The sequence below is a fragment of the Aquibium sp. A9E412 genome, assembly GCF_030398335.1.
In the GTDB taxonomy this organism is placed as follows: domain Bacteria; phylum Pseudomonadota; class Alphaproteobacteria; order Rhizobiales; family Rhizobiaceae; genus A9E412.
Map to the genome: position 1 here is coordinate 1 of NZ_JAOAOP010000035.1, position 26955 is coordinate 26955.

Consider the following 26955-nt stretch of genomic DNA (forward strand, 5'->3'; position numbering starts at 1 on the left):
ACGGCTCGCACTCCTGGGGTGGCATGTACTACGGCTACCAGCAGCGCCACCTGATCGGTTACCGCTTCGAGGGCGGCAACGGCTTCTTCGGCGCCATCTCGCTGGAAGACGACGCGCTGGCCGGTGACGGCTACATGCCCGACGTGGTCGCCAAGATCGGCGTCAGCCAGGGCTGGGGCGCGGTCTGGGCCAAGGTCGCCTACGACGAGAGCTTCGACGGCACCATCAGCCCGTTCTTCTCCGCCCTCACGGGTCGCGGCGCCAACAGCGGCGGCTTCGCCGCGCAGCTCGGCGCGCAGATCAACGTGCCGAACATGCCCGGCTCGTCGCTCCGCGTGATCGGCTTCTATGCCGACGGCTCGCACGCGTACAATGCGGGCGGCCCGACGAGCCTGCTCGTCGCCGCTCCTCCCGGCCTGGTTTACGCCGGTCCGTGGTTCGGCGGTGCCGAGTGGTCGGTCCTGGCGTCGTACAACCACCAGTTCACGCCGACCTTCGGCGCCTCGGTGGCGGTGCAGTACTTCAACGACCTCTACTACGCCGGGACGGACTACTCCTCGGGTACGGACGCCTGGGGCGCCGAGCTGTCGATGGTCTGGACGCCGATCGAGAACTTCGAGATCCGCACCGAGCTGCACTACGACGACGTCGGCACGGTTCGCGCGATTTCCGGTTCGCCGGCGCATGATCCGGATGGCACGTTCAGCGGCTACCTCCGCTTCACGCGCTACTTCTAATCGGCCTTACGGCTGATCGGAAAAAGGGACCCGGCGGGCAACCGCCGGGTCCTTTTCATGTGCGGATGGCCGCGTCGCGCCATCGTCGCCGGAGGCGAGCGCGGGACGCGGTGCCGAAGCGTCGCCTGCGGTGACGGGTGACGCGTGGCCGCTGCGCCGGGCCTGTCTGTCTGCCTGCCGCGCGGGCTCAGCGGCGGTGCTTGTCGGCGCGCTCGAAAAAGGCCGCGATGCGCTGCGGCAGGTCGCCGGTCTCCAGAAGCGGCGCGTGGCCCTGGCCCTCCACCGTGATCGTCTCGAGGGCGGGGTGGTGGCGCTGCATGGCGGCGAGCGTCTCGGCCGACAGCAGCGTGGAATTGGCGCCGCGGATCGCCAGCACCGGCACCTTTGCCAGGCCGAGGAACTGCGGCCACAGCGTCGGCAGCGGCTGGCTGAGGTCGAGGCTGGTGATCGTCTTCGTCAGCGCCGGGTCGAAATCGGCCACCGGACGGCCGTTCTCGTCGCGGTAGAGGGCGCGCGCCAGCCGCTCCCAGTCGGCCTCGTCGAGCGCGCAGAAGGCCTCGCCGCTCGCCGCGCGCTGGATGGCGACGGCCTCGGCAAAGCTGTTCGGCTTCGGCGCGCGTTGCAGATAGGAGCGGATGTGCGCCAGCCCGACGCCGTCGATCACCGGGCCGACGTCGTTGAGCACCACCGCCGCCAGCACGCCCGGCCGCATCGCCGCCAGCGCCATGACGATCATGCCGCCGCGCGAGGTGCCGATGAAGCCGGCCCGCTCGATGCCGAGCGCCGTCAGCCCGGCGAGAATGTCGGCCGTCTCGACGCGCACGTCGTAGTTGCGCCAGTCGCGGTCGTGCTGCGAGCCGCCGCGGCCGCGGCAGTCGAAGGCGACGACCCTGCGCGGCGTGCGCGCCTCCTGCGACAGATGCAGGGCGAGCGGGTGGAAGTCGCGCGCGTTGCGCGTCAGTCCGGCCAGGCAGACGACCGGCAGCGCGTCGCGGTTGTCGCGGCCGTAGTCGCGCGCGTGCAGGCGCAGGCCGTCGGCGGCCGAATAGAACACGTCCTGGAAGGCGGGCGCGGGCGGGCGGTCGGTGTCGTCCAAGCGGCGGCTCGTCGATGGGGCGTTTCGCGGCGAAGCCAAGACCGCCGGAAACGCGTTGCGGGAATGCGTCGGAGCCGACCGGCGATCGAGAGAAAGGCAGAGCGGCTCCGGGCGGCTCAGCGGCCCCGGGTGAGATCGTCGGCGATGGCGAAGCGGCCGGTCAGCCGCATCTTGTAGACCTGGTAGTTCTCCATCACGCGCTGCACGTAGTTGCGCGTCTCGGGGAAGGGGATGCGCTCGACCCAGTCGACCACCGTCTCGATGTCCTTGCCGCGCGGATCGCCGAAGCGCTCGATCCATTCCTGCGCGCGGCGCGGGCCGGCGTTGTAGGCGGCGAAGGTGAGGATGTAGGAGCCGTCGAAGCGTGCGAGCTGCTCGCTGAGATAGGCCGCGCCGAGGGTCGCGTTGTAGCCGGCGTCGCCGGTCAGCCGGCTCGGCGAATAGGCCAGCCCGCTCTTGCGCGCCATCGCCTTGGCGGTGCCGGGCAGGAGCTGCAGCAGGCCGCGCGCGCCGGCGCCCGACACCGCGCCGACATTGAACTCGCTTTCCTGCCGCGCCACCGCGTAGGCCAGCGCCTCGCCGGCGCCGGTCACGCCGGCGCCGGCCGGAATCACCCCGACGGGATGCGCCAGCGCGCCGATGTCGAGGCCGCGCCCGGCCGCCGCCTTGCCGATGCGCAGCGCCAGATAGTGGTTGCCGCGCCGCTCCGCCATCACGGCGAGCAGCGCCAGCTCGCCGGCGCTGTCGAGATCGTCGGCGAGGTCGCGGTAGAGGATGTCGGCACGCCAGCCGTAGCCGGCCGCCTCGAGCCGCTCGATGGCGCGCACCGCCGGCCGCTCGGCGAAGCGCTGGCGCTCGGCCGCCGTCGGCTGCGGGTAGGCGACGGCGAGCGTGGTCTGGCCGAGCCGGGCGGCGGCGAGCTGGCCGTAGAAGGCGGTGCCGTAGCGCGCCGCGCGGCGGTAGTGCGCCTGCGCGTCGCCGGCCGCGCCGGCCTCGGCCGCGCGGCCGAGCCAGTAGTGCGCGCGTGCCAGCGAGATCGGCCCTTCGGCGATCTCGGCGATGCGGGCGAAGTGGCGTGCCGCGGTCGCCGCGTCGCCCAGTTCGCGCAGCGCGATCCAGCCGGCATGGAACGCGGCGTCGGCCGTGCTCGCCGGGCTGCCGGCGTCCTGCGCGGCGACCAGGCGATAGGCCGTGCGCGGATCGCCGATGTCGAGCATGTCGCGGGCCAGCACGCGGCGCTCGATCCACCAGGCGTCGGGGTCGATCAGCGCGTCGGCCACGCGCGGCGCGGCGAGCATCGCCTCGGCCGCCTCGCGATACTTGCCCGCCCGGCGCAGATGGCGGGTGAGGGCGAAGGAATAGCCCGCCGAGCGCTCGCTCTTCGGCACCGCGGCGAGCAGCTTGCCGGCGTCGCCCTCGCGGCGGATCACCGCCGCCCAGGCCCTCGTCAGCGCCTCGCCGCCGGCGCGGCCCGCCAGGCGCTCGGCCGAGCGGATGCGGTCCTCGTAGAGCATGCGCTCCATGCGGTGGCGGTGGTCGCTCGCCGGCAGCAGGTCGCCGAAGGCGCGCAGGATCGCCACCTCGTCCTCCGCGTCGAGCTTCTCGACGCGCCAGAACGGCGCCAGCACGGCGCGCGCGCTCGCCCGGTCGCCGCGCGCCAGGTGGGCGCGGGTGAGCGCCATCACGCCCTCTGTGGTCTGCGGCTCGGACCCGCCGAAGGCGGCGATGACGGTGGCGGGATCGAGGGTTTCGCGCGCCAGGGCGCGTTCGGAATGGGCGCGCAGCGTCGCCATGCCCGGCCAGCCGGCGGCCATGCGCGCCACGGCGGCGATCTCGCCGCTCGGCACGCTCTCGTCGCCCGAAAGCGCGATCGCCCAGGACAGGATTAGCCGGTCGAGGCTGCCGTCCGGCAGGCTGTCGCGGACCTGCTGCGCCCGGCGCGTGTCCTGCTCCGACAGCGCGTCGAGGCCGCGCTTGAGCATGGCGACGTCGTCCGGCCGGGCGCGCTCGGCGGCGACCGGCAGCGGCCGCACCGGCACCGATGCGGTCAGCGTGCCGGTGTCGAGCGCCGGGCCCGGGCGCGGTGCCGGCACCGGGGCGAAGGCGGGCAGGCGCACCGCCTCGGCGGCGGCCGGCGGCGTTGCGATGGCGAAGAGCAGTCCGGCAAGGGCGATCCGCGAGACCATGGCGGCGTGGGTCCTGTCGTTACGCATGCACAGAAGACGGGCGGCAGGCAGGTTATCGCCGCCGGGTGAATCGGTGGTTAAGAAAAGCTTAGGGCGATCGCGACGATTGTCGCGGGTCGCACGTCCTCCCGAGCCTCCCGGCGGCAGCGGCTGCCGCCGCACGCCTTGCAGGTCGAGAATTCTGCCCGGCCGGCATGGCAAGACTATGGTGCGCCGCGGCGCAATGGTTTAGAAGCCGGCCGAGAGCAGCCGCGCGCCGCCGCGCGCGGCGCCCGCATCCCGTCAGGAGCCAAACGCGATGTTCACAGGGTCGATCACAGCGCTCGTCACGCCGTTCCGCGAGGACGGAAGCGTCGACGAGAAAGCGTTTCGCGACCTTGTCGAATGGCAGATCGCGGAGGGCTCGTCCGGCCTGGTGCCGGTCGGCACGACCGGCGAGTCGCCGACGCTGAGCCACGCCGAGCACCGCGAGGTGGTGCGCCTGTGCGTCGAGGTGGCGGCCGGCCGCGTGCCGGTGATCGCCGGCGCCGGCTCCAACTCGACGCGCGAGGCGATCGGCTTCGTCGAGCATGCCGAGGCGGTCGGTGCCGACGCCGTGCTCGTCGTCACGCCCTATTACAACAAGCCCAACCAGCGCGGCCTCTACGAGCACTTCGCCGCGATCGCCCGCTCGACCCGCCTGCCGATCATCATCTACAACATCCCGCCGCGCTCGGTCATCGACATGCTGCCCGAGACGATGGGCGCGCTGGCCCGCGACTTCGCCAACATCGTCGGCGTCAAGGACGCCACCGCCAAGGTCGACCGCGTGTCCGACCAGCGCGCGGCCTGCGGCGCCGATTTCATCCAGCTTTCCGGCGAGGACGTCTCGGCGCTCGGCTTCAACGCGCATGGCGGCGTCGGCTGCATCTCGGTGACGGCCAACGTGGCGCCGCGGCTGTGCGCGGCGTTCCAGGAGGCGTCGCTGGCCGGCGACCGCCAGCGCGCCATCGACCTGCAGGACCGGCTGTTCCCGCTGCACAAGGCGCTGTTCATCGAGCCCAACCCGTCGGGCGCCAAATATGCCCTGTGGCGTCTCGGCAAGCTGGAGAACCGGCTGCGCGCGCCGCTGGTTACCGTCGAGGCGGCGACCGCCGAGCGCATCGACGCCGCGCTCAAGCATGCCGGCCTGATGAACTGACGCGCCGCCCGCGCGTTTGCCGAACCATGGCCAAGCAGAGCGAAAACAGCGTCAGGACCGTCGCCGACAACCGCAAGGCGCGCTTCGCCTACGAGATCCTCGACACGCTCGAGGCCGGGCTGGTGCTCACCGGCACCGAGGTGAAGTCGCTGCGCGAGGGGCACGCCAACATCCAGGAATCCTATGCCTCGGTGGAGGATGGCGAGATCTGGCTGATCAACGCGCACATCCCCGAATATCTCGCCGGCAACCGCTTCAATCACGACCCGCGCCGCCGCCGCAAGCTGCTGCTCAACAAGCGCGAGATGGCGCGCCTGGCCCAGTCGGTGGAGCGCGAGGGCATGACGATGGTGCCGCTCAAGCTCTATTTCAACGAGCGCGGGCTCGCCAAGCTGCAGCTCGCCGTGGCGCGCGGCAAGAAGCTGCACGACAAGCGCGAGACGATGAAGCAGCGCGACTGGAACCGCGAGAAGGCGCGGCTGCTCAAGGAGCGCGGCTAGGGCGTTTCCAGGCGAAGTGGAAACCGGTTCGCCGGCCGGAAACGCCTTGAAGCCAGAAAGCTGGAGCCGACTTGTGTTTTCGCGGAGAGCGCGGCGGCTCCGCGCCGTGCCGCTGCGCGGCGTGCCCCGTCAGCCCGCGTCGAGGTGGCGGCGGATCGCGGCGAACACGTCGACGAACATCGCCTCGGTCAGCCGGCCGGTGTTGGTGTTGTAGCGCGAGCAGTGGTAGCTCGAAAAAAGCGCCAGCCCGTCCGTGTCGTGCCGCGCGCCGTGCGCGAAGGGGTGGGCGGAAAGCTTCAGGCCGAGCGCGCGCACCGTCGTCTGGTGGGCGATCTGGCCGAGGCTGAGGATCGCCGCGAGATTGGCGAAGCGGGCGATCGTCGGGGCGAAGAAGTGCTCGCGGCAGGTGCGGATTTCCGCGCCCACCGGCTTGTTCTCCGGCGGCACGCAGCGCACGGCGTTGGTGATCGCGGTGCCGATCAGCTCGAGCCCGTCATCGGGCCGTGCCCGGTAGGTGCCGGCCGCCAGGCCGAAGCGCGTCAGCGTGTCGTAGAGCAGGTCGCCGGCATAGTCGCCGGTGAACGGCCTTCCGGTGCGGTTGGCGCCGCGCAGGCCGGGCGCCAGGCCGACGATCAGGAGCCGCACATCGTCGTCGTCGGCGGCCGCGAAGGTCGGCACCGGCGCGTTGTGCCAGCCCGGCTCGCGCGCGCGCCAGCCGGCGATGAAGGCGTGCAGGCGCGGGCACAGCGCGCAGTCGCGCGGCGGCTCCGAAGGCCGCCGATCGGCCGTCGGCATCAGTCGTCGCCGTCCTCGTCGTCCTGCGGCGCCGGCTCGGCGCGGCGCGAGGCGCGCTCGGAGGGATCGCGCCCCACCTGGTCGCGCAGCGCGGCCAGGTCGATGAAGCTGTCGGCCTGGCGGCGCAGCTCGTCGGAGATCATCGGCGGCTGCGACTGGATGGTCGACACCACGCTCACCTTGCGGCCGCGCCGCTGCAGCGCGTCGACCAGGCTGCGGAAGTCGCCGTCGCCGGAGAAGATGACGTAGTGGTCGACGATGTCGGTCAGCTCGAGCGCGTCGATGGCGAGCTCGATGTCCATGTTGCCCTTGATCTTGCGCCGCCCGGTGGAGTCGGTGAACTCCTTGGCCGGCTTGGTCACGACCTTGTAGCCGTTGTAGTCGAGCCAGTCGATCAAAGGCCGGATCGAGGAGTACTCCTGATCCTCGACCAGCGCGGTGTAGTAGTAGGCGCGCAGGAGGTAGCCGCGCTCTTGAAAGGAGGCGAGCAGCTTGCGGTAGTCGATGTCGAAGCCGAGCGCGCGCGAGGTGGCATAGAGATTCGCACCGTCGATGAACAGCGCGATCTTCTCGCGGGGATCAAACATCCTTCAAAGTCCTTTTTCGCAATGGTCGGCGGCAATGATGCATGCGACGCAGCGCTCGGGTCCCGACCGTCCTCTGCGGCGCGGTCCGGCGAAGGCGGCCCATCGTTTCGAGATAGCGTGCGCGGCCGGCCATTCCAAGGCCCGCAACCGGGCCCCGGCGAAGAAAGCGGCAGCCGCCCGCAGTTTTGCCACATCGCCGTGCCAGGGGCGGACAGCGCACGCTTTTGCTTGTAAAGTGACCGCATTCGGACTATTTCCGCGCCTGAATTCCCGACACGTCAAGGCTTGAAAGGGGCGATCCATGGCCCGCGTTACCGTTGAAGACTGCATCGACAAGGTCGAAAACCGCTTCGAGCTGGTGCTTCTCGCCAGCCACCGCGCCCGTCTCATCTCGCAGGGCGCGCCGATCACCGTCGATCGCGACAACGACAAGAACCCCGTCGTCGCGCTGCGCGAGATCGCCGACGAGACGCTGTCGCCGGGCGACCTCAAGGAAGACCTGATCCACTCGCTGCAGAAGCACGTCGAGGTCGACGAGCCGGAGGCCGACGTGCCCGAGGCGCCGCCGCAGGCCGAGCCGGCCGCCGAGCAGGCCGCCGCGCCCGAGGCGGAGGAGGACGTGGTTGCCTTCGACCGCATGAGCGAGGAGGAGCTGCTCGCCGGCATCGAGGGCCTGGTGCCGCCGGAGAAGAGCGACGAGTACTGAGCGATCGGACGTCCCGCCGGCCGGCCCTTCCGCCGGCGGCGGTTCGCGACTATCTTCTGACATGCGTCGCGCGGCCGCGCGGCGCATGTTTTGCGTTGGGCCGGGCCGCGGAGAAAGCCGCCGATGATGCGTCAATACGAGCTTGTCGAGCGCGTGCAGCGCTACAAGCCCGACGTCAACGAGGCGCTGCTCAACAAGGCCTACGTCTACGCGATGCAGAAGCACGGCCACCAGCGCCGTGCGTCCGGCGCGCCCTACTTCTCGCATCCGCTCGAGGTGGCCGCCATCCTCACCGAGATGCATCTCGACGAGGCGACCATCGCGGTCGCGCTGCTGCACGACACGATCGAGGACACCAGCGCCACGCGCGCCGAGATCGACGAGCTGTTCGGGCCCGATCTGGGCGGCCTCGTCGAGGGGCTGACCAAGCTCAAGAAGCTCGACCTGGTGTCCAAGAAGGCGGCCCAGGCGGAAAACCTGCGCAAGCTGCTGCTCGCCATCTCGCAGGACGTGCGGGTGCTGCTGGTCAAGCTGGCCGACCGGCTGCACAACATGCGCACCCTCGACCACATGCCCGAGGAGAAGCGCCTGCGCATCGCCGAGGAGACGATGGAGATCTATGCGCCGCTCGCCGGCCGCATGGGCATGCAGGACATGCGCGAGGAGCTCGAGGAGCTCGCCTTCCGCCAGCTTAACCCCGAGGCCTACCGCGCCGTGACCGAGCGCCTGGCCGACGTCTTCGAGCGCAACCGCGGCGTCATCGGCGAGATCGAGCAGGCGCTGTCGCGGCTGTTCGAGCAGTATGCGGTAAAGGCCGAGGTCAAGAGCCGCCAGAAGAAGCCGTGGTCGGTGTTCCGCAAGATGGAGACCAAGGCGCTGTCCTTCGAGCAGCTCTCCGACATCTTCGGCTTCCGCGTCGTCGTCGAGACGGTCGAGGAGTGCTACCGCGCGCTCGGCGCCATCCACGCCACCTGGTCGATGGTGCCCGGCCGCTTCAAGGATTACATCTCGACGCCGAAGCAGAACGACTACCGCTCGATCCACACCACCATCGTCGGCCCGTCGCGCCAGCGCGTCGAGCTTCAGATCCGCACGCGCGCCATGGACAGCGTCGCCGAGTACGGCGTCGCCGCGCACTCGATCTACAAGGACAATGGCGGCCGGGTGAACGGCTCGAGCCACCAGATCTCCAAGGACACCAACGCCTATGCCTGGCTGCGGCGCACCATCGAGGCGCTGTCGGAAGGCGACAACCCGGAGGAATTCCTCGAGAACACCAAGCTCGAGCTGTTCCAGGACCAGGTGTTCTGCTTCACGCCGAAGGGCCGGCTGATCGCCCTGCCGCGCGGCGCGACGCCGATCGACTTCGCCTATGCCGTGCACACCGACGTCGGCGATTCGTGCGTCGGGGCCAAGGTCAACGGCCGCATCATGCCGCTGATGACCGAGCTGAAGAACGGCGACGAGGTCGACATCATCCGCTCCAAGGGCCAGGTGCCGCCGGCCGCCTGGGAATCGGTGGTGGTCACCGGCAAGGCGCGCTCGGCCATCCGCCGTGCCACCAAGAACGCCATCCGCAAGCAGTATTCCGGCCTCGGCGCGCGCATCCTGGAGCGCTCCTTCGAGCGCGCCGGCAAGCCGTTCTCGCGCGACGCGCTGAAGCCGATCCTGCACCGGCTGGCGCGCAAGGACGTCGAGGACGTGCTGGCCGCCGTCGGCCGCGGCGAGCTGTCCTCGCAGGACGTGCTGCACGCGCTCTACCCCGACTACAAGGACGAGCGCGTCACCCAGGTGCCGCGCGCCCGCGAGGAGGGCTGGTTCAACCTGCGCAACGCCGCCGGCATGCTGTTCCAGATTCCCGGCCGCTCGGGCTCGCGCAAGGGGCGGCGCAAGGACAATGGCGAGGCGGCCCAGCCGCCGGGCAATGGCGGCGTGCCGATCCGCGGCGTTTCGGGCGACCTGCCGGTGCGCTTCGCGCCGGAGGGGGCGGTGCCCGGCGACCGCATCGTCGGCATTATGCAGCCGGGCTCCGGCATCACCATCTACCCGATCCAGTCGCCGTCGCTGACCGCCTTCGACGACCAGCCGGAACGCTGGATCGACGTGCGCTGGGACATCGACGAGAACATGAAGGAGCGCTTTCCCGCGCGCATCGAGGTCGCCGCGATCAACGCGCCGGGTTCGCTGGCCGAGATCGCCCAGGTGATCGCCGCCAACGACGCCAACATCCACAAGCTGACGATGACGCGCACCGCGCCCGATTTCACCGAGATGGTGTTCGACCTCGAGGTGTGGGACCTCAAGCATCTCAACCGGCTCCTGTCGCAGCTCAAGGACAGCTCGGCCGTCAGCACGGTGCGCCGCGTCAACGGCTGACGCGGGCCCGCCGGAGGCCGCTCCGTCCGGTTGTCGGCCGCCGCCCGGCTCGCTATATCCGCTGTGTCCGCGTCGCGCGATGGCGCCGGACCGGGGTCCTGGCGCGAACGGGGCGTTAACGCGCCTGGCCCTATCCTGGAAACGACATCGATCCGGCGCCGCGCGGGCGGCGCCCTTTAGTGAAGAAGAATGCTGTTCAAGCGCAGACGGCCGGCGGATTTCTGGGAGCGGATGCGGACCTTCCTGTGGCCGCGCCGGTCCTTCTGGCGTTCGGCGCAGTATTTCGCCAAGCGCGTGCTGCGGCTGCGTGCGACGCCGCATGCCATCGCCGCCGGCGTGGCGGCCGGCGCCTTCGCCTCCTTCACGCCGTTTCTCGGCTTCCACTTCCTGATCGCCGCGCTGCTGGCCTGGGTGCTCGGCGGCAATCTGCTGGCGTCCGCCTTCGGCACGGCGGTCGGCAACCCGCTCACCTTCCCGCTGATCTGGGGCGCGACCTACGAGTGCGGCAAGCTGATCCTGCATGGCGGGCCGTCGGGCGAGGTGCCGCTGCACATCGGCCGCCGGCTGCGCGACTTCGAGTTCGCGCAGCTCTGGCAGCCGCTTTTGAAGCCGATGACGGTGGGCGCCATCCCGCTCGGCCTCACCGTGGGCATCGTCTTCTACTTCCTCACGCGCTGGGCGCTCGTCGCCTTCCGCGAGCAGCGCCGCCGGCGCCTGGCCGAGCGCGCCCGCCGGCGCGCCGCCGCCCAGGCCTACGGCGCCAAGACGGCGGCCGGCTGATGATCGTCGGCATCGGCAGCGACCTGATCGACATCCGCCGCGTCGCCGGCACGCTGGAGCGGCACGGCCCGCGCTTCGTCCAGCGCGTGTTCACCGAGATCGAGCGCGCCAAGTCGGACCGCCGGCGCGAGCGCGCCGCCTCCTACGCCAAGCGCTTCGCCGCCAAGGAGGCGTGCGCCAAGGCGCTTGGCACCGGCATCTCGCGCGGCGTCTACTGGCGCGACATGGGCGTGGTCAACCTGCCGGGCGGCAAGCCGACCATGGCGCTGACCCGCGGCGCGGCGGCGCGGCTGGAGGCGATCCTGCCGGCCGGTCACGACGCCCTTATTCACCTCACAATCACCGACGACTATCCGCTCGCCCAGGCCTTCGTCATCATCGAGGCGGTGCCGCGTCCGTAAGCGGCCCGGGCACGGCCGCAGGCGCATTGCTCCCGGCGATGCGAGCCGATAAGACGAGGCGCGAGCAACCGAGGACCCTATGAGCGTGGCGGACAAATCCAAGAAGCAATCGGGCGGCCTGCGCGAGACCGTCAGCGTCATCATCCAGGCGCTGCTGCTGGCCCTCGTCATCCGCACCTTCCTGTTCCAGCCCTTCTCGATCCCCTCGGGCTCGATGCGTCCGACGCTCCTGGAGGGCGACTACCTGTTCGTCACCAAGTGGGCCTACGGCTATTCGCGCCACTCCTTCCCGTTCTCGCCGCCGCTGTTTTCCGGCCGCATCTGGGGCTCCGAGCCCGAGCGCGGCGACGTGGCGGTGTTCCGCTTCCCGCCCGACCCCTCGCTCGACTACATCAAGCGCGTCATCGGCCTGCCGGGCGACCGCATCCAGATGCGCGAGGGCCGGCTCTACATCAACGGCGAGCCGGTCGAGCGCGAGAAGATCGGCGAGATCGACAACCCGGACATCACCGAGGTCAACCGGCCGGTCGACGTCTATCGCGAGACGCTGCCCAACGGGGTCAGCTACGAGACGCTCGACCTGACGCCCAACGCGCTGAGCGACAACACGCGCGAATATGTCGTGCCGGAAGGCCACTACTTCATGATGGGCGACAACCGCGACAATTCGACCGACAGCCGCTTCAACGTCGGCTACGTGCCCTACGAGAATCTGGTCGGCCGCGCCAACATCATCTTCTTCTCGATCGCCGGCGGCGCCAGCCCGCTGGAGATCTGGCGCTGGCCGACCGAGATGCGCCCCTCGCGCATCTTCGACTTCGTCGACTGACGGCGCGCGACGGTGGCGGGCAAGCGGCTGACGGGTGAGGCGCTGGCGGCGGCGGTGGCCGAGCGCACCGGCCATGCCTTTTCCGACCGCGCCTTGCTGGAGCGCGCGCTGACGCATGCCAGCGCCCGCGACGACGCCGGCTTCGACTACGAGCGGCTCGAGTTCCTCGGCGACCGGGTGCTTGGCCTGGTGGTGGCCGACATGCTGTTCGCCGCCTTTCCCGATGCGCCGGAGGGCGAACTGTCGGTGCGCCTCAACGCGCTGGTCAATGCCGAGACGCTGGCCGAGATCGGCGAGGAGATCGGCCTGGCCGAGCTCGTCCAGGCGGGCCGCGAGATCCGCTCGCTGGCCGGCCGCAAGCGCGTCAACCTGCGCGCCGATGCGATGGAGGCGCTGATCGCCGCGCTCTATCTCGACGGCGGGCTGGAGGCCGCGCGCCGCTTCGTCCTGGCGCGCTGGACGGCGCGCTCCCGGGCCGCCGGCGCGGCGCGCCGCGATCCCAAGACGGCGCTGCAGGAATGGGCCCACCAGGCCGCCGGCAGCGCGCCCGCCTATGCGGTCGAGGCGCGCGAGGGGCCCGACCACGACCCGCTGTTCACGGTGTCGGTGCGCGTCGGCGGCTTTCCGCCCGGTCGCGGCACCGGCCGCTCCAAGCGCGAGGCCGAGCAGGCCGCCGCCACCCAGGTGCTGGTCGACCAGAACGTCTGGACGGCGCAGGGAGAGGACGCATGAGCGCTTCCGGCAAGGCGCCGGGCGCGGGCGCGCCGCACGACGCGGCCGCGCCGGACGAGGGCGCGCCCACCCGCTCCGGCTTCGTGGCGCTGATCGGCGCGCCCAACGCCGGCAAGTCGACCCTGCTCAACCGCCTGGTCGGCGCCAAGGTGTCGATCGTCACCCACAAGGTGCAGACGACGCGGGCGCTGGTGCGCGGCATCGCCACGCGCGCCAACACCCAGATCGTCTTCCTCGACACGCCGGGCATCTTCGCGCCGCGCCGCCGGCTCGACCGCGCCATGGTGACGACGGCCTGGGGCGGCGCCCGCGAGGCCGACGTCGTCGCCTTCCTGGTCGACGCCGAGCGCGGGCTGGTCGGCGATGCCGAGACGATCCTCGACGGGCTGGGCTCGGTGCGCGCGCGCAAGGTGCTGGTCCTCAACAAGATCGACCGAATCCGCCGCGACCGCCTGCTCGAGCTCGCCGCCGCGGCCAATGCGCGCGTCGATTTCGAGCGCACCTTCATGATCTCCGCGCTCACCGGCTCGGGCTGCGACGACCTGCTCGACTGGCTCGCCGCCGCCCTGCCCGAGGGGCCGTGGTACTATCCCGACGACCAGATCTCCGACCTGCCGATGCGCCAGCTCGCCGCCGAGATCACGCGCGAGAAGCTCTATCTGCGGCTGCACCAGGAGATCCCCTACGCCTGCCACGTCGAGACCGAGCGCTGGGAGGAGCGCAAGGACGGCTCGGTGCGCATCGAGCAGGTCGTCTATGTCGAGCGCGACAGCCAGAAGAAGATCGTCATCGGCCGCAAGGGCGAGACGCTGCGCGCCGTCGGCCAGGCCGCCCGCGAGGAGCTGGCGGCGATCCTCGAGCAGCCGGTGCATCTCTTCCTGTTCGTCAAGGTGCGCGGGAACTGGGGCGACGACCCCGAGCGCTACCGCGAGATGGGGCTCGACTTCCCGGGCTGAAGCGTCTGCCGGCGCGTGGGTACGCCGTGCGCGCAGGCTTCACCGCATCATCGTCCTGCAACCGAAACGGGCATCGCACGTTCGCGTTGTCATGGCCCGGCACGCAGACGATCCCAGCGTCGGCGAGATCCTCGACCGCCTGTCGCAGGCGCACGACGGCGGCGACAGCGTCAGCGTCGGCGCCCTTCTCGAGGCGGTCGGCCAGCGCGGCTTCGGCGTGTTCCTGCTGGTGCCGCCGCTCATCGAGCTGTCGCCGCTCGGCGGCATTCCGGTCGTGCCGACGGCGCTGGCTGCCTTCGTGGTGCTGGTCTCCGCGCAGCTCGTGGTTGGCCGGCGGCACCTGTGGTTTCCCCGTTTCGTCGAGCGCCGGCGCATCGCCAGCCAGCGCATGGCCTGGGCGATCGACAAGCTGCGCCCGCTCGGCCGCTTTCTCGACCGCTGGTTCTACGGGCGCCTGCGCGTCCTCACCCGCGGCCCGGCGGTGCGCGCGGCGGCCGCCGCCGCGATCGTGCTCAGCCTGACGGTGCCGCCGCTCGAGTTCATCCCCTTCGCCTCGAGCGTGCCGATGGCCGCGATCGCCGCCTTCGGCCTGGCGCTGATCGTCCAGGACGGGCTCTTGTTCATCGTCGCGTGGGTCGCCTGGCTTGCCGCGCTGGCCGGCGGCGTGCTCTTGGCCGCGCCCGGCGGCTGACGGGTCGTGCCGCGCCGGCACGGCGCGTCACAGCGTCTTTTCGAACCAGAAATCGGCATACGGGTTGTCGTTGAAGCGGGCGATCGGCCGGTAGCCCGCCTTGCGGTACATCGCCTGGGCGGTGGTCAGCGCCCGGTTGGTGTCGAGCCGGACCCGGTGCCGGTTCCGCGCCCGCGCCTCGGCCTCGAGCGCGGCGAGCAGGCGGCGCGCGAGGCCGCGTCCACGCGCCTCGGGCGCCACCCACATGCGCTTGATCTCGGCGGTCTGCGCGTCGAGCGGCTTCAGGGCGCCGCAGCCGACCGGCCGGCCGTCGATCCGCGCGACCAGGAAGCAGCCGTCGGGCGGCGTCATCGCCGCGTCCTCGGCCGCGCCGCCCGCATCCGGGTCGAAGCCGGCCTCGAAGCGCGCGGCGAGCTCGGCGAAATAGGCCGCCAGGCAGGCCCGCGCGGCCGCGCCGTCGATAGGCTCCGGCGCGATCGTCACGCGCGCCGCCGTCATCAGCGTCTCGACCTCGGCCATCGCCGCGACGAGCCGCGCCTGTTCGCCGGCGTCGAGCCCGCCGAGCCAGGCGCGGGCGAGATCGTCCGACAGCGCGTCGTAGGCGGCCCGCTCGGCCCGGCCGGCCGCGGTCAGCGCCAGCCGGCGGCGGCGCCGGTCGGCCGGGTCGGGCGTCACCGCGACGAGCCCCTGGCGGGCGAGCGAGCGCACGATGCGGCTGAAATAGCCCGAATCGAGGCCGAGTGCCGTGCGCAGCGCGCCGGCCGGGGCGCCGTCCTCGCCGATCTCGAACAAAAGCCGCGCCTCGCCGAGCGGCCGGCCGCGGCCGAGATAGCTGTCGTTGAGGGCGCCGACGCCGAGCGTGACGACGCGGTTGAAGCTGCGGATGCGCTCGACGGCCGACTGGGTCATTCGTTGACTTTAGTCAGGGAATTTTCCGCCGGCAAGGCACGCCGCCGTCGCCTTGCAATCGCCGCCGTTCCGGTGACATGGTCGACGCATGGAATGGCGCGACGAGGGCGTGGTGCTCGGCACCCGCAGGCATGGCGAGACGAGCGTGATCCTGGAGGTGATGACGGCCGGCCACGGCCGCCATCTCGGCATGGTGCGCGGCGGCCGTTCGCGCCGCATGCGGCCGCTGCTGCAGGTCGGCAACCGGCTCGACCTCGCCTGGCGCGCCCGGCTCGACGAGCATCTCGGCACCTTCCAGGTCGACGCGCTGGCGCTTCACGCCGCGCGGCTGTTCGACAGCGCGGCCGCCGTCAACGCGCTGCAGACCGTCGCCGCCCATCTGCGGCTGCTGCCCGAGCGCGACGCGCATGGCGGGCTCTACCGGGCGCTCTGCCTGGTGATCGACCATCTGGCCGAGCCGGAGGCGGCGGCCGAGCTGGTGGTGCGCTTCGAGCTGATGGTGCTCGAGGAGCTCGGCTTCGGCCTCGACCTGTCGCGCTGTGCGGCGACCGGCGCGCGCGAGCGGCTCGTCTACGTCTCGCCGAAGACCGGCCGCGCCGTCAGCGAGAGCGCCGGCGCGCCGTGGGCCGACCGGCTGCTCGACCTGCCGGACTTCCTGACCGCCGAGGCCGGCCGTCGCGCCCGGCCCGAGGAGATCGACGCGGCCTACCGGCTGACCGGCTTCTTCTTCGCCCGCCATGTCTACGAGCCGCGCGGGCTGGAGCCGCCGGCCGCGCGCGCGGGCTTTCTCGCCGCGCTGCGCCGCGGCGCGGCGCCGGCGGTGCCGGCCGCCGATGCCGTTTGAAGCGGTTCCAGGCGACGCGGAAACCGGGTCGCCGCCCGATGGCGCTTTGAAACAATAGGGTCGAGGCGGCTTGCGGCGTGCGAAGCCGGCCGGCCGCAGCGGTCCGGCCGCGCCCACCGTGCCCGCGGCAGCGCTCCGGCCGACGCGGAAAGAAAGACCCCCTCCCGCGGTGCGGGAGGGGGCCGTCATGGGGATCGGCCGGGGCAGGGGATGTCAGCCGATCTTGCCGCCGCCCTGTTTCGTCACGACGACGACGGAAGGTCGAACGGGCATCGTGTCCTTGAAATCGGGCCAGCGTGTGGCCGGGTTCTCGAAAGTCGCCAGCCCCTCGTCGCCGGGGTGCTGCACGGCCAGGAACAGCGTCCGGGAATCGGGCGTGAACACCGGGCCGCACAGCTCGGCGCCGACCGGCACGCGGAAGAAGAGCTGCGAGGTGCCGCGCGCCGCGCCTTCCGTGTCGACCGCCCACAGCCCGTCGGTGCGCCCGGTCGCCGTCGCGCTGTTGCCGTCGGTCGACACCCACAGCCGGCCGTCGGCGTCGATGGCGCAGTTGTCGGGCATGCCGAACCAGCCGTTCTCGCTGGTCGCGGCCGAGAAGGTGGCGCCGACCTCGGCCACCGCGGGATCGCCGCATTTGAGCAGGATCTCCCACGTCGAGCGCGTCGCGGCGAAGTCGCCGCCGGTCTCGGCGATCTCGATGATGTGGCCGAAGGCGTTGTTGGCGCGCGGATTGGCGGCGTCGACGTCCTCGGCGGTGCGGCGCGTGTTGTTGGTCAGCATGACGTAGACCTTGCCGGTCTTCGGGTTTGGCTCGACGTCCTCCGGCCGGTCCATCTTGGTGGCGCCGAGCAGGTCGGCCGCCCGCCGCGCCTCGATCACCACGTCGGCCTGGCCGGCGAAGCCGTTTTCGGCCGTCAGCGGACCCTCGCCATGCACCAGCGGCAGCCAGTCGAGACTGCCGTCATCGTTGAAGCGCGCGACATGCAGCGTGCCGGCGTCGAGCAGGTCCATGTTGGCCGCCCGGTCGTCGGGATCGTAGGTGCCGGCGGTGACGAACTTGTAGACGTAGTCGAAGCGCTCGTCGTCGCCGCTGTAGACGACCACGCGGCCGTCGCCGTTGACCACGGTCTCGCAGCCCTCGTGCTTGAAGCGGCCGAGCGCGGTGCGCTTCTTCGGCGTCGACGTCGGGTCGAAGGGATCGACCTCGACGATCCAGCCGAACCGGTTGGGCTCGTTCGGCTCGCGGGCGATGTCGAAGCGGTCTTGGAAGGTGCCCCAGTTGTACCAGCCGGCCGGCACGCCGACGCGGGCGTAGTTCTCGGCCTCGCGGTGGCCCTCCGGCAGCGCGCCGGTGAAGTAGCCGTGGAAGTTCTCCTCGGCCATCAGATAGGTGCCCCAGGGGGTGACGCCGCCGGCGCAGTTGTTGAGCGTGCCGATCACCCGTCTGCCGCTCGGGTCGGCGTTGGTCTTCAGCCGCTCGTGGCCGGCGGCCGGGCCGCTGATCGCCATCGGCGTGCCGTTGGCGGTGATGCGGCGGTTCATCCCGCCCTCCGGCACCGCCTGCCAGCGGCCGTCGCGGCGGGCGATCTCGACGATGCTGCCGCCATGCGCGGCCATCTCGATGTCGGCCATCTCCCGCGTCCATTCGGGGATGCGGACCTTCTGCCGGCCTTCCGCGTCGGTCTCGACCACCGCCTTGCCGGGGAACATCAGCTCCGGGTTGGTGTATTCGTGGTTGACCAGCAGCAGGCCGCGCTCGGCCGTCTCGTCGAGCGGAACGAAGCCGACATAGTCGTTGTTGTAGCCGAACTGCCGGGCCTGCGCGTCCGCGCTCTGGTTCATCGGGTCGAAATCGGGCGCGCCGGCCGTCACCGGGTCGCCCCAGCGCAGCAGGATTTCCGCGTCGTAGCCGTCGGCCACGTGATGCGTGGCGTCGACGCCGGCGGTCGCCTCGGCGAAGTCGAAGGCGCTGCCGGCCGCGGCGCGGGCCGGCCGCGCGGACATCAGCGCCGCCGGGCTCACCGTCGCGCCGGTCGCGGCCACGGCGAGCCCGCCGCCCAGGAAGCCGCGGCGCGAGAAGCGGCGGTTGATGACGTCGCCCATTGTCGGGTTGGCGCTCGGGTTGCGGCCGACATCCTCGGATTCCTCGCGGATGGCGGTCGGCGTCTTGATCTCGGCCGGGTCGATGCGGTCGTTCATGGCTCACTCCTGGCTGTCGAACGGGGCTCGGCAGCGAGCAAAGCAGACGGCTGTATCAGCCGCGTGACAGGATGCCGACCGTGCCCGGCGCCACGGCCCGCCGCGCATGACCGCCGCCCGCGCGCTCAGCCGGCCGGGCTCGCCAGCGGCCGCTCCACCGGCGCCTCGCGGATCGGCCAGTGCACGGCGGCCGCGAACAGGCCGAGCGCGACGCCCAGCCACCACACCGGATCGTAGCTGCCGAACGCGTCGTAGAGGAAGCCGCCGAGCCACACGCCGAGGAACGAGCCGACCTGGTGGGAGAAGAACACCAGCCCGCCGAGCATGCCGAGATAGCGCGTGCCGAACATCACCGCCACCAGCGCATTGGTCGGCGGCACGGTCGACAGCCACAAGAGCCCCATGACGACGGAAAAGGCGATGACGCTGGCCGCGGTCTGCGGCAGCACCAGGAACAGCGTGATGGCGATCGCCCGGCCGATGTAGATCAGCGCCAGGAAGGCCGGCTTGGAGTAGCGCTGGCCGATCGCGCCGGAGGCGAGCGAGCCGATGATGTTGAAGAAGCCGATTAGCGCCAGCGCCACCACCGCGACGCCGGGCGCCACGCCGATATCGCCGACATAGGCGGGAAAGTGCGCGGTGATGAAGGCGACCTGGAAGCCGCAGACGAAGAAGCCGGCGACGAGCAGCACGAAGCTGCGGTGGGCGAACGCCTCGCGCAGTGCGGCGCCCATCGTCTGCTCGAACTCGGCCAGCGCCGCGCCGCCGGTCCTGGCGTTGCCGGCGAGCGGGATCGCCAGCACGGGAATGACCAGCATCAGCGCGCTGAGCGCGATCAGCGCATCCGACCAGCCGACGGCGTCGATCAGCCCCTGGCTGATCGGCGCGAAGACGAACATGCCGGCCGAACCGGCCGCCGTGCCGATGCCGAACACCATCGAGCGCCGCTCCGCCGGCACGTTGCGCGCGAAGGCGGCCAGCACGATGCCGAAGGAGCCCGACGCCACGCCGAGCCCGACCAGCACGCCGCCGCCGACATGCAGCATGAGCTCGTTCTGCGCATTGGCCATCAGCAACAGCCCCGCGGCGTAGATCACGCCCGAGAGCGCCAGCACGCGCCACGTGCCGAAGCGGTCCGCGACGGCGCCGAACACCGGCTGGCCGATGCCCCAGAGCAGGTTCTGGATCGCCATCGCCAGGCCGAAGGTGTTGCGGTCCCAGCCGGTGTCGGCGAGCATGGGAAGCTGGAAGAAGCCCATCGCCGAGCGCGGCCCGAAGGTCAGCGCGGCGATCAGGCAGCCGGAGATCACGATCAGCCAGGGGATCGAAGGGTCGCGGCGTTGTGCGGCGGGAATCGCTGTCATCGGTGTCAGGCTCCAGGGCGAGGCGTGGCCGGCGCTCCATGCCGATGCGCCGTTCCACAGCATGCTGCCAGGCGCGCTGGCACGGCCTCGGACCGCTGCGGCAGGATCGACGGGACAGGCGCCGATGCCGCTGCAAGGCCGCTGCACGCCTTACGGTCTGACGGTCTAGCGCAACGCCGCCGGCGAAGGAACGCCGTCGCGTTGAACGATGCGTCAGACTTCGTGATGGATCGGCTGGCGGCCGGCCGGTTCAGCCGCCCGGCACGACGCCGCGGTTGCCGCCGCCCACGCGCGGGCTGGGCAGCGGCTGCGGCGGCGCCACCACGAAGGTGCCGGCGCCCGGCGCCTGGCGCAGGATGCCGGGATTGGCCTGCTTCAGCGTCTCCACGTTGACGCCGCAGCGCTGCGCCACGTCGGCCAGGCTCTCGCCCTGGCGCACCGCCGTGCGCGCGCCGCAGGGCGACGCGCCGTCCGCCGCCGCCGGCGCGGCGGCGAGCCCGGCGGCCAGCGCGAGCGCGCCCGCCATGGCCGCCGCGCGGCGTCTCATTCGGCCGCTTCCTTCAGCGCCGCCGGCACGACATGCACGTCGCGCTGCGGGAAGGGGATGGTGATGCCCTTGGCATCGAAGGCCTGCTTGCCCGCCTTGGTCATGTCGAGCCGCGTCTGCCACCAGTCGGGCGTGGTTGTCCAGTAGCGCAGCGTCACCGCCACCGCGCTGTCGCCGAGCTCGCCGACGAAGGTCGCCGGCGCCGGGTCGTCGAGCACGCGGCCGTCGCGCGCGGCCAGGTCGGCCAGCGTCTGCTGCGCCAGCTCGATGTCGTCGCCATAGCCGATGCCGATCGTCAGGTCGTTGCGGCGCAGCGGGTTGCGCGAGTAGTTGGTCACCGGCGTGTTCCACAGCTCGCTGTTGGGCGCCAGCACGTAGAGGCCGTCGATGCGCTTGAACTCGGTGGCGAACAGGCCGATCTCCTCGATCGTGCCCGACACGCTGCCGCAGTCGACATACTCGCCGACGCGGAACGGCTTGAGCACCAGGAGCATGATGCCGGCGGCGATGTTCTGCAGCGTGCCCTGCAGCGCCAGGCCGATCGCCAGGCCGACGGCGCCGAGCGCGGCGATGATGCTCGCCGTCTGGACGCCGAACTGCGCCAGCACCGCGATGATGACCAGCGCCAGGACCGCGTAGCGCACGACCTTGGCGAAGAACTTGCGCAGCGTCTCGTCGAAGCTCTCGAAGCGGCCGAGGCCGGAATAGGTCCAGCGCTTGAGGATGCCGGCGACGACGAAGCCGACGATCAGAAGCACGATCGCGCCGAGAATGGAGAAGGAGTAGGCGACGGCGAGCTCGCTCGCCTCGCGCATGGCGGCCTGCGCGGCGTCGACCATGCCGGCGGTGTCGAATTCCATGGTTGTGCAATCTCCTTGGCATGAAACGTTCGGTTCGGCGCGAGTTAACCCGAACCCGCCCCCGAAAGGAAGGTCGCGCGCGGCGCGCGCCTGCGGCCCGTCGTGCCACATTTCGGCCGCAATCGGGGCGCGATAGCGGGTCTGCGACTTGCGCTGAACGGGCTGCACGCAGGCGTCCGGGACATGGGTGTCGGCAGCCTGGTTTGCCGGTGTTACGATTGCGCATGACAGCCGTCATCCGTCCGGCCCGCGGCTCCGACGTCGATGCCCTGACGCGCATCGAGACGGCCGCCTTCGCCACCGACCGCATCTCGCGCCGCTCGTTCCGCCAGCTGATCGACCGCGACACGGCCGACACGCTGGTCGCCGAGGTCGACGGCGCGGTGGCCGGCTATGCGATGGTGCTCTACCGGCGCGGCAGCGGTGTGGCGCGGCTTTATTCGCTCGCCGTGGCGCCCGGCCGGCAGGGCGCCGGGCTCGGCGCGCGGCTGCTGGCGGCGGCCGAGGCGGCGGCCTATGCGCGCGACCGCCTGGTGCTGCGTCTCGAGGTGCGCGAGGCCGACGCCCGCGCGGTGGGCTTCTATCTGGCGCGCGGCTACCGCCGCATCGGCCGCGAGACCGGCTACTATGCCGACGGCGCGGCCGCCCTGCGCTGCGAGAAGCGGCTGCGCGGCACCCATGCCGCGCTGCCGGCGGTGCCCTATCACGAGCAGAGCACCGATTTCACCTGCGGCCCGGCCTGCCTGATGATGGCGCGGGCCCATTTCGATCCCGCCTTCCGGCCCGACGCGGTGACCGAGATCCGCCTGTGGCGCGAGGCGACCACCGTCTTCATGATGTCGGGGCCGGGCGGCTGCGAGCCCTACGGGCTGGCGGTCGCCGCGCACGAGAACGGGCTCGCCGCCCGGCTGATCGTCTCGGCCGACGGGCCGCTGTTCCTCGATTCGGTGCGCAGCGCGGAAAAGCGCAAGGTGATGCAGCTCGCCCAGGCCGATTTCCGCGCCCGCGTGGCGCGCCACCGCATCGCCGTCGCCCGCCGTGCCTTCACGCTGGCCGACATCCGCGGCGCGCTTGCCGGCGGACGGCTCGTCGCCGTGCTCGTCAGCGGCTTCCTGATGTTCGGCAAGAAGGTGCCGCACTGGGTGCTGGTGATCGGCGCCGACGACGGCCACCTGGTGCTGCACGATCCCTGGGTCGAGGCGGAGCGCGGCGAGACGGCCGCCGACGCGGCCGCGATCCCCGTGCCCGATGCCGTCTTCATGCGCATCGCCCAGTTCGGCCGCGCCGGGCTGCGCGCCGCCGTCATCCTCGGAGCCCCGACCGGATCATGACCTGGGTCATCCTCACCGGCCGGCCGGGCGACCTCGGCCAGGTCGCCACGCCGCACAAGATCATCACCACGCGCGACTATCTCGCCCATCCGGCGCTGTTTCGCGGCCAGCGTCCCAAGATCATCAACCTGGCGACGAGCTACGCCTATCAGAGCCGCGGCTACTACGCCTCGCTGCTGGCCGGCGCCCGCGGCCACCGCGTCATCCCCTCGGTCGAGACGATGATCGACCTGTCGGAGCGCAAGCTCTACGAGAACGCGCTGCCCGAGCTCGAGCAGGCGCTCAACGCCTGCCGCGAGCGGGTTGGCGGCGGGTTCCCGCGCACCGTCTCCATCTTCTTCGGCCTCGGCCCGTCGAAGGGCTGGGACCGCTTCGCCCGGCTGCTGTTCGACTGGTTCCGCGCTCCTGCGCTGGAGGTTGTGATCGACGACGGCGCCTGGGCGCGCATCCGCAAGATCGGCTTCCTGCCGCTGTCGCGGATGGACCGCGAGGCCAAGAGCCGCTTCGTCGCCGCGCTCGACGCCCACACGCGGCGCGAATGGCGCGACGCGCGCCAGCGCACCCCGGCCCGCTACACCTTCGCCACGCTGATCGACCCGCAGGAGGAGCTGCCGCCGTCCTCGGTCGCCTCGCTGAAGCACTGGGCGCGGATCGCCGCCAAGATGGGCGTCGAGGTCGAGCCGATCACCCGCAAGGATCTGCCGCGGCTGGCCAACTACGACGCGCTGTTCATCCGCGAGACGACGGCGATCTCCAACCACACCTATCGTTTCGCCCGCCGCGCCGCGCAGGAGGGCATGCCGGTGATCGACGATCCGCTGTCGATGATCCGCTGCACCAACAAGGTATATCTCAACGAGCTGATGGCGGGCAACGGCGTGCCGGTGCCGCCGACGGTGATGATCTCCGGCCCGGCCGATCTCGCGCCGGCGGCCGAGGCGCTCGGCTTCCCGCTGGTGCTCAAGATCCCCGACAGCGCCTTCTCGCGCGGCGTGCGCAAGGCCGCCGACATGGCCGAGCTGAAGGCGCTGGCCAGCCGCTGGCTGGCCGATTCCGACCTGCTCCTGGCGCAAAAATTCCTGCCCACCGCCTTCGACTGGCGCATCGGCGTTCTCGACGGCCGGCCGCTCTTCGCCGTGCAGTACCTGATGGCCGGCAAGCACTGGCAGATCGTCAACCACGACCGGCGCGGCCGGCCGGAGGAGGGTGGCTTCCGCGCCTTCACGCTGGCCGACGCGCCGGCCGAGGTCGTCGACGTCGCGGTGCGCGCCGCGCGCTGCATCGGCGACGGGCTCTACGGCGTCGACCTGAAGGAGACGGCCGACGGCATCTGCGTCATCGAGGTCAACGACAACCCCAACCTCGACCATGGCGTCGAGGATGCCGGCGAGAAGGACGAGGTGTGGCGCCGGCTCACCCGCTGGTTCGTCGAGCGGCTGGAGCGCTGAGGCCCGATCGCCGCCTCAGCGATCGGCCGGCGCGGCCGCCGTTTGCGACAGCGCGCTCTCGCCGCGCGCCGCGCGCAGCCGCTCGATCACCGCGAAGCGCGCGAGGAAGGCCTTCTGCACCGCGCCGGCCGGCTGCGGCGCCAGGTCGAAGTCGGCCGCATGCAGCCCGCGCGGCCGGCCGAAGAAGCTCGCCGCCTCGCGCTCGGAGAAGCCGGCGAGCTCGGTCGCCTCGAAATAGGCGGCGATGCGGTCGGCCCGCTTGATCGCCGCCGCCAGCGCGTCGGGCAGGTCGCCGGGCAGCGAGAAGCGCATGTGGATGGCCCGCTGCAGCCGCCGCTCCACCGTCTTGTAGCCGCCGCCGACGACCGCCTTGAAGGGCGAGATCATGTCGCCGATGACGTATTCCGGCGCGTCGTGCAGCAGCGCTGCCAGGGCTTCCGAAGGGTCGGTGTCGCCGCTGCCCGAGCGGAAGACCGCCTCGACCAGCAGGCAGTGCTGCGCCACCGAGAAGGCGTGGTCGCCGAAGGTCTGGCCGTTCCAGCGCGACACGCGGGCGAGCCCGTGCGCGATGTCCTCGATCTCGACGTCGAGCGGCGAGGGGTCGAGCAGGTCGAGCCGGCGGCCCGACAGCATGCGCTGCCAGGCGCGCGCGGCGTGGCCGGCCCCGGCCATCAGCCGGCCTCCGTGTCGGTCTCGCCGGCCGCGAAGGCGAGGCCGCTCCAGGCGGGCAGGGCGAGCGTCACGGCCACGCCGTCCGCCTCGATCGGCGTGCCGGCCTGCATGGCGGCGGCGGCCCGGTCGATGCGCACCAGCGCCAGCGCGTCGGCGCCCGCCACCGTGCCGAGCGTGCCGATGGCGCGGCCGCCGGCCGTCACCGGGCTGCCGGCGGCCGGCAGCGCCGCAGCGCCCCCGGCGATCGCCAGCCGGCGCCGCGCCGTGCCGCGATGCTGCATGCGCGAGACGACCTCCTGGCCGACGAAGCAGCCCTTCTTCAGCCCGACGCCGCCGTTGCGGTCGTAGAGCACGTCGTGCGGAAAGGCTTCGCCGAGCGCGAAGTCGGCGCCGCTCTCGGCCACCGCATGGGCGATGCGCAGCCGCTGCCAGGCGTCCGCGTCGTCGCCACCGGGCGCCGCGCCATAGTGGCGCCGCACGTCGTCGCGGTCGACGAAGCGGCCGTCGGCGACGGCATCGGATTCATCGCGTGAAGCGGCTGAATCGGCGTGTGAACCGGTCGAATCGGTTTCCCAGGATACCGACACAACGGCTTGATCGTTCTTGGCAATCTCGACCTTGGCGCGCAGCTTGTAGAGGGTCAGCCGCTTGACGAGGTCGTCGGCCGCGTCGGCCCGGCAGTCGAGCCGGAAGCGCTCCGGCCCGGCGCGCGAGACGACGAAGTCGAACAGGATCTTGCCTTGCGGCGTCAGCAGCGCGCCGGCGCGCGCGACGCCGCTCTCGAGCGTGTCGAGATCGGTGGTGATGATCGTCTGCAGGAAGTGCTCGGCCTCGGGACCCGAGACCTCGACGAGCGTGCGATCGGCGAGCGTGGTGGCAGGCATGCGGAACGTCGTCTCCGGTGCGCGTTGCTCGCCCTACCTAGGTGCCCGCCGCGGGTGCGGCAAGCCCGCCCGTCAGGCGCCGCCGCCGGCCCCGTCGCCACGCCGCAGCCGCGCGGCGAGCCGGGCGAGCCGCGCCGCGCTGCGGGCGCTCAGGCCGCCGGCGGCGTAGTCGCGGCGCACCGCCGTCTCGATCGCGTCGGCCACCCGGTCGAGCGTCGGCGCGCGGCGCGGATCGGCCGGGTCGTGCTGATCGAACAGGTTGATCCAGCGGTCGGTGTCGCGGCCGAAATGCATCAGCCGTTCGAAATAGACTTCCGGGTCGTCGCGCCTGGTCAGGATGCCGAAGGCGCCGGCGAGAAACGACAGCGGGCTCATCACCACGTCGCGGAACCCGTCGGCGAACAGCTTGACCTGGAATAGCGCCAGGCGGCGCATCAGCCGGCCGCGGCTCTGGCGCGGCGCCCGGCGCAGCGCGCCGGCTTCGGCGAAAGGTGCGTCTGCGTGCATCGTCTCCTCCCTGTGCCCCGTTCCTGCCGCATCTGCCGATATGGGCGCTGCGGCCGCCGGTTGCAAAGCCGCCGGCGCTCAGTCTCCGGCGACGAAGAAGACCCAGCGCCCTTCGGGCGTGATGCCGACGCGGTAGAAGATGTAGGCGCCGAAGTTCTTCATGTCCTCGTAGTCGCCGGCCGTCACCAGGGTGAACAGCTCGACCCGCTGGCGGTCGGTCAGGCCATCGAGCGGCAGCGCGAAGAAGTAGGGCCAGACATAGAGCTCGGCCGGCGTGCCGGCGTCGAGATGCACGTAGCCCGCCTGCAGCACCTCGAGCAGGATCGCCAGGATCTCCTGTCCGCCCTGGTCGCCGGAGATCTCGCGCAGGAAGGCGATCGGGTCCTCGACCGGTCCGCCGAAGGACAGCGTGGTCGCCGTCTCGCCGCTGCCGAGCAGCGGCCGCAGCGCCGCGAGGTCGCCGCTGCGGCAGGCCTCGACGATCAGCCCGTGCAGGCGCCGCACCGGTTCGGGCAGGCGGTCGAGGTCGTAGATCACCTCCGGCTGGACGGGCGCGGCCGGTTCGCCGGCCGCGTCGGCCGGCGGCGCGCTCTCCTCGTCGGCCGGTGCGGCATCGCGCGGAAGGACCGGCGGGTCGGGCGTCGGCACCGTGCCCGGCCGTGCCTCGTCCTGCAGCGGCGGCGACAGCTCCTCGCGCTGGATCTCGCTCAGCGCGGCCGCGCTCGCGGTGCCGGCGAGAAGCAGGGCGGCGGTGGCGAGCCCGCGCGTGGCCGCCGGCCACGCCGCAGGGCGCCTTGCGCCCGCCAGCCGATCGGCGCTCATCGCCGCGCTCCCGCAG

The 26955-nt window shown here is 71.7% G+C and carries 27 protein-coding genes; 14 read left to right on the forward strand and 13 right to left on the reverse strand.

All coding sequences use genetic code 11. The features are described 5' to 3' along the window. A partial coding sequence (locus tag N1F89_RS12980) for a porin (protein ID WP_290084551.1) occupies positions 1-737 on the forward strand: 737 nt, incomplete at its 5' end. Positions 738-924: 187 nt separating this feature from the next. Here N1F89_RS12980 and N1F89_RS12985 read toward each other — a convergent pair. Beyond that, complete coding sequence (locus N1F89_RS12985) at positions 925-1833, reverse strand: alpha/beta hydrolase (protein ID WP_290084552.1); 909 nt, start codon at positions 1831-1833, stop codon at positions 925-927. 116 nt (positions 1834-1949) lie between these two features. After that, positions 1950-4019, reverse strand: coding sequence for a lytic transglycosylase domain-containing protein (locus N1F89_RS12990; protein ID WP_290084554.1), 2070 nt, complete (start codon positions 4017-4019; stop codon positions 1950-1952). A gap of 298 nt (positions 4020-4317) precedes the next feature. Between N1F89_RS12990 and dapA the strand changes: the two genes are divergently transcribed. Together dapA and smpB are read left to right on the forward strand one after the other, a co-directional pair. Beyond that, complete coding sequence (dapA, locus tag N1F89_RS12995; RefSeq protein WP_290084555.1) at positions 4318-5199, forward strand: 4-hydroxy-tetrahydrodipicolinate synthase; 882 nt, start codon at positions 4318-4320, stop codon at positions 5197-5199. A 26-nt stretch (positions 5200-5225) separates the two neighbouring features. After that, a complete protein-coding gene (smpB, locus tag N1F89_RS13000) occupies positions 5226-5699 on the forward strand; it encodes an SsrA-binding protein SmpB (RefSeq protein ID WP_290084556.1) in 474 nt (157 codons plus the stop codon). A gap of 129 nt (positions 5700-5828) precedes the next feature. On the opposite strand, the gene N1F89_RS13005 is transcribed toward smpB, so the two are convergent. Further along, complete coding sequence (locus N1F89_RS13005; RefSeq protein ID WP_290084559.1) at positions 5829-6494, reverse strand: uracil-DNA glycosylase; 666 nt, start codon at positions 6492-6494, stop codon at positions 5829-5831. Further along, positions 6494-7081 carry an NYN domain-containing protein gene (locus N1F89_RS13010; RefSeq protein WP_290084560.1) on the reverse strand — a complete coding sequence of 196 codons (588 nt, stop codon included), beginning with the start codon at positions 7079-7081 and terminating at the stop codon, positions 6494-6496. The genes N1F89_RS13005 and N1F89_RS13010 overlap by 1 nt, the downstream gene beginning before the upstream one ends. 301 nt (positions 7082-7382) lie before the next feature. Here N1F89_RS13010 and rpoZ point away from each other — a divergent pair, with 301 nt between their 5' ends. The 8 genes from rpoZ to N1F89_RS13050 all read left to right on the forward strand — a co-directional run bounded on the left by rpoZ (position 7383) and on the right by N1F89_RS13050 (position 14552). Then, positions 7383-7787 (forward strand): DNA-directed RNA polymerase subunit omega, encoded by a 405-nt coding sequence (gene rpoZ, locus N1F89_RS13015; protein ID WP_290084561.1) that lies wholly within the window; start codon positions 7383-7385, stop codon positions 7785-7787. A 123-nt stretch (positions 7788-7910) separates the two neighbouring features. Next, complete coding sequence (locus N1F89_RS13020) at positions 7911-10163, forward strand: bifunctional (p)ppGpp synthetase/guanosine-3',5'-bis(diphosphate) 3'-pyrophosphohydrolase (RefSeq protein ID WP_290084562.1); 2253 nt, start codon at positions 7911-7913, stop codon at positions 10161-10163. A gap of 189 nt (positions 10164-10352) precedes the next feature. Next, positions 10353-10943 (forward strand): DUF2062 domain-containing protein, encoded by a 591-nt coding sequence (locus N1F89_RS13025; RefSeq protein ID WP_290084564.1) that lies wholly within the window; start codon positions 10353-10355, stop codon positions 10941-10943. Further along, complete coding sequence (acpS, locus tag N1F89_RS13030) at positions 10943-11344, forward strand: holo-ACP synthase (protein ID WP_290084566.1); 402 nt, start codon at positions 10943-10945, stop codon at positions 11342-11344. Before N1F89_RS13025 ends, acpS begins: the two co-directional genes overlap by 1 nt. Before the next feature lie 79 nt (positions 11345-11423). Further along, entirely contained in the window at positions 11424-12173 is a 750-nt protein-coding gene (gene lepB, locus N1F89_RS13035) for a signal peptidase I (RefSeq protein ID WP_290084569.1), read from the forward strand. A gap of 12 nt (positions 12174-12185) precedes the next feature. Beyond that, a complete protein-coding gene (gene rnc / locus N1F89_RS13040) occupies positions 12186-12905 on the forward strand; it encodes a ribonuclease III (RefSeq protein WP_290084571.1) in 720 nt (239 codons plus the stop codon). After that, on the forward strand, positions 12902-13861 hold the full coding sequence (gene era, locus N1F89_RS13045; RefSeq protein WP_290084572.1) for a GTPase Era: 960 nt from the start codon (positions 12902-12904) through the stop codon (positions 13859-13861). The genes rnc and era overlap by 4 nt, the downstream gene beginning before the upstream one ends. Positions 13862-13952: 91 nt before the next feature. Then, positions 13953-14552 carry an exopolysaccharide biosynthesis protein gene (locus N1F89_RS13050; RefSeq protein ID WP_290084573.1) on the forward strand — a complete coding sequence of 200 codons (600 nt, stop codon included), beginning with the start codon at positions 13953-13955 and terminating at the stop codon, positions 14550-14552. Between the two features lie 27 nt (positions 14553-14579). Here N1F89_RS13050 and N1F89_RS13055 read toward each other — a convergent pair whose 3' ends face one another. Next, positions 14580-15461: a MarR family winged helix-turn-helix transcriptional regulator gene (locus N1F89_RS13055; protein ID WP_290084574.1), complete on the reverse strand. Its 882-nt coding sequence runs from the start codon at positions 15459-15461 to the stop codon at positions 14580-14582. A gap of 88 nt (positions 15462-15549) precedes the next feature. Here N1F89_RS13055 and recO point away from each other — a divergent pair, with 88 nt between their 5' ends. Beyond that, on the forward strand, positions 15550-16305 hold the full coding sequence (gene recO / locus N1F89_RS13060) for a DNA repair protein RecO (RefSeq protein ID WP_290084576.1): 756 nt from the start codon (positions 15550-15552) through the stop codon (positions 16303-16305). 213 nt (positions 16306-16518) lie between these two features. On the opposite strand, the gene N1F89_RS13065 is transcribed toward recO, so the two are convergent. The 4 genes from N1F89_RS13065 to N1F89_RS13080 form a co-directional block, all read right to left on the reverse strand. Next, entirely contained in the window at positions 16519-18504 is a 1986-nt protein-coding gene (locus N1F89_RS13065; RefSeq protein ID WP_290084577.1) for a PhoX family phosphatase, read from the reverse strand. A gap of 125 nt (positions 18505-18629) precedes the next feature. After that, positions 18630-19868, reverse strand: coding sequence for an MFS transporter (locus tag N1F89_RS13070; protein WP_290084578.1), 1239 nt, complete (start codon positions 19866-19868; stop codon positions 18630-18632). Between the two features lie 250 nt (positions 19869-20118). Beyond that, entirely contained in the window at positions 20119-20415 is a 297-nt protein-coding gene (locus N1F89_RS13075; protein ID WP_290084579.1) for a LysM peptidoglycan-binding domain-containing protein, read from the reverse strand. Continuing rightward, positions 20412-21275, reverse strand: coding sequence for a mechanosensitive ion channel domain-containing protein (locus tag N1F89_RS13080; protein ID WP_290084580.1), 864 nt, complete (start codon positions 21273-21275; stop codon positions 20412-20414). Before N1F89_RS13080 ends, N1F89_RS13075 begins: the two co-directional genes overlap by 4 nt. Positions 21276-21499: 224 nt before the next feature. Here N1F89_RS13080 and N1F89_RS13085 point away from each other — a divergent pair, with 224 nt between their 5' ends. Together N1F89_RS13085 and N1F89_RS13090 are read left to right on the forward strand one after the other, a co-directional pair. Next, positions 21500-22606, forward strand: coding sequence for a peptidase C39 family protein (locus N1F89_RS13085; RefSeq protein WP_290084581.1), 1107 nt, complete (start codon positions 21500-21502; stop codon positions 22604-22606). After that, positions 22603-24054, forward strand: coding sequence for a RimK family protein (locus tag N1F89_RS13090; RefSeq protein ID WP_290084582.1), 1452 nt, complete (start codon positions 22603-22605; stop codon positions 24052-24054). Before N1F89_RS13085 ends, N1F89_RS13090 begins: the two co-directional genes overlap by 4 nt. 15 nt (positions 24055-24069) lie before the next feature. On the opposite strand, the gene N1F89_RS13095 is transcribed toward N1F89_RS13090, so the two are convergent. From N1F89_RS13095 to N1F89_RS13110, 4 genes are all read right to left on the reverse strand, one after another. After that, the gene (locus N1F89_RS13095) at positions 24070-24726 is read right to left on the reverse strand and encodes an HD family hydrolase (RefSeq protein WP_290084583.1); all 657 of its coding nucleotides are present in this window, start codon (positions 24724-24726) and stop codon (positions 24070-24072) included. Then, positions 24726-25610, reverse strand: a complete 885-nt coding sequence (locus tag N1F89_RS13100; RefSeq protein WP_290084584.1) for a folate-binding protein YgfZ — start codon at positions 25608-25610, stop codon at positions 24726-24728. The genes N1F89_RS13095 and N1F89_RS13100 overlap by 1 nt, the downstream gene beginning before the upstream one ends. Before the next feature lie 72 nt (positions 25611-25682). After that, positions 25683-26117: a hypothetical protein gene (locus N1F89_RS13105; protein ID WP_290084585.1), complete on the reverse strand. Its 435-nt coding sequence runs from the start codon at positions 26115-26117 to the stop codon at positions 25683-25685. A gap of 78 nt (positions 26118-26195) precedes the next feature. Beyond that, positions 26196-26939 (reverse strand): hypothetical protein, encoded by a 744-nt coding sequence (locus N1F89_RS13110; protein WP_290084586.1) that lies wholly within the window; start codon positions 26937-26939, stop codon positions 26196-26198. Between the last annotated feature and the right edge of the window lie 16 nt (positions 26940-26955).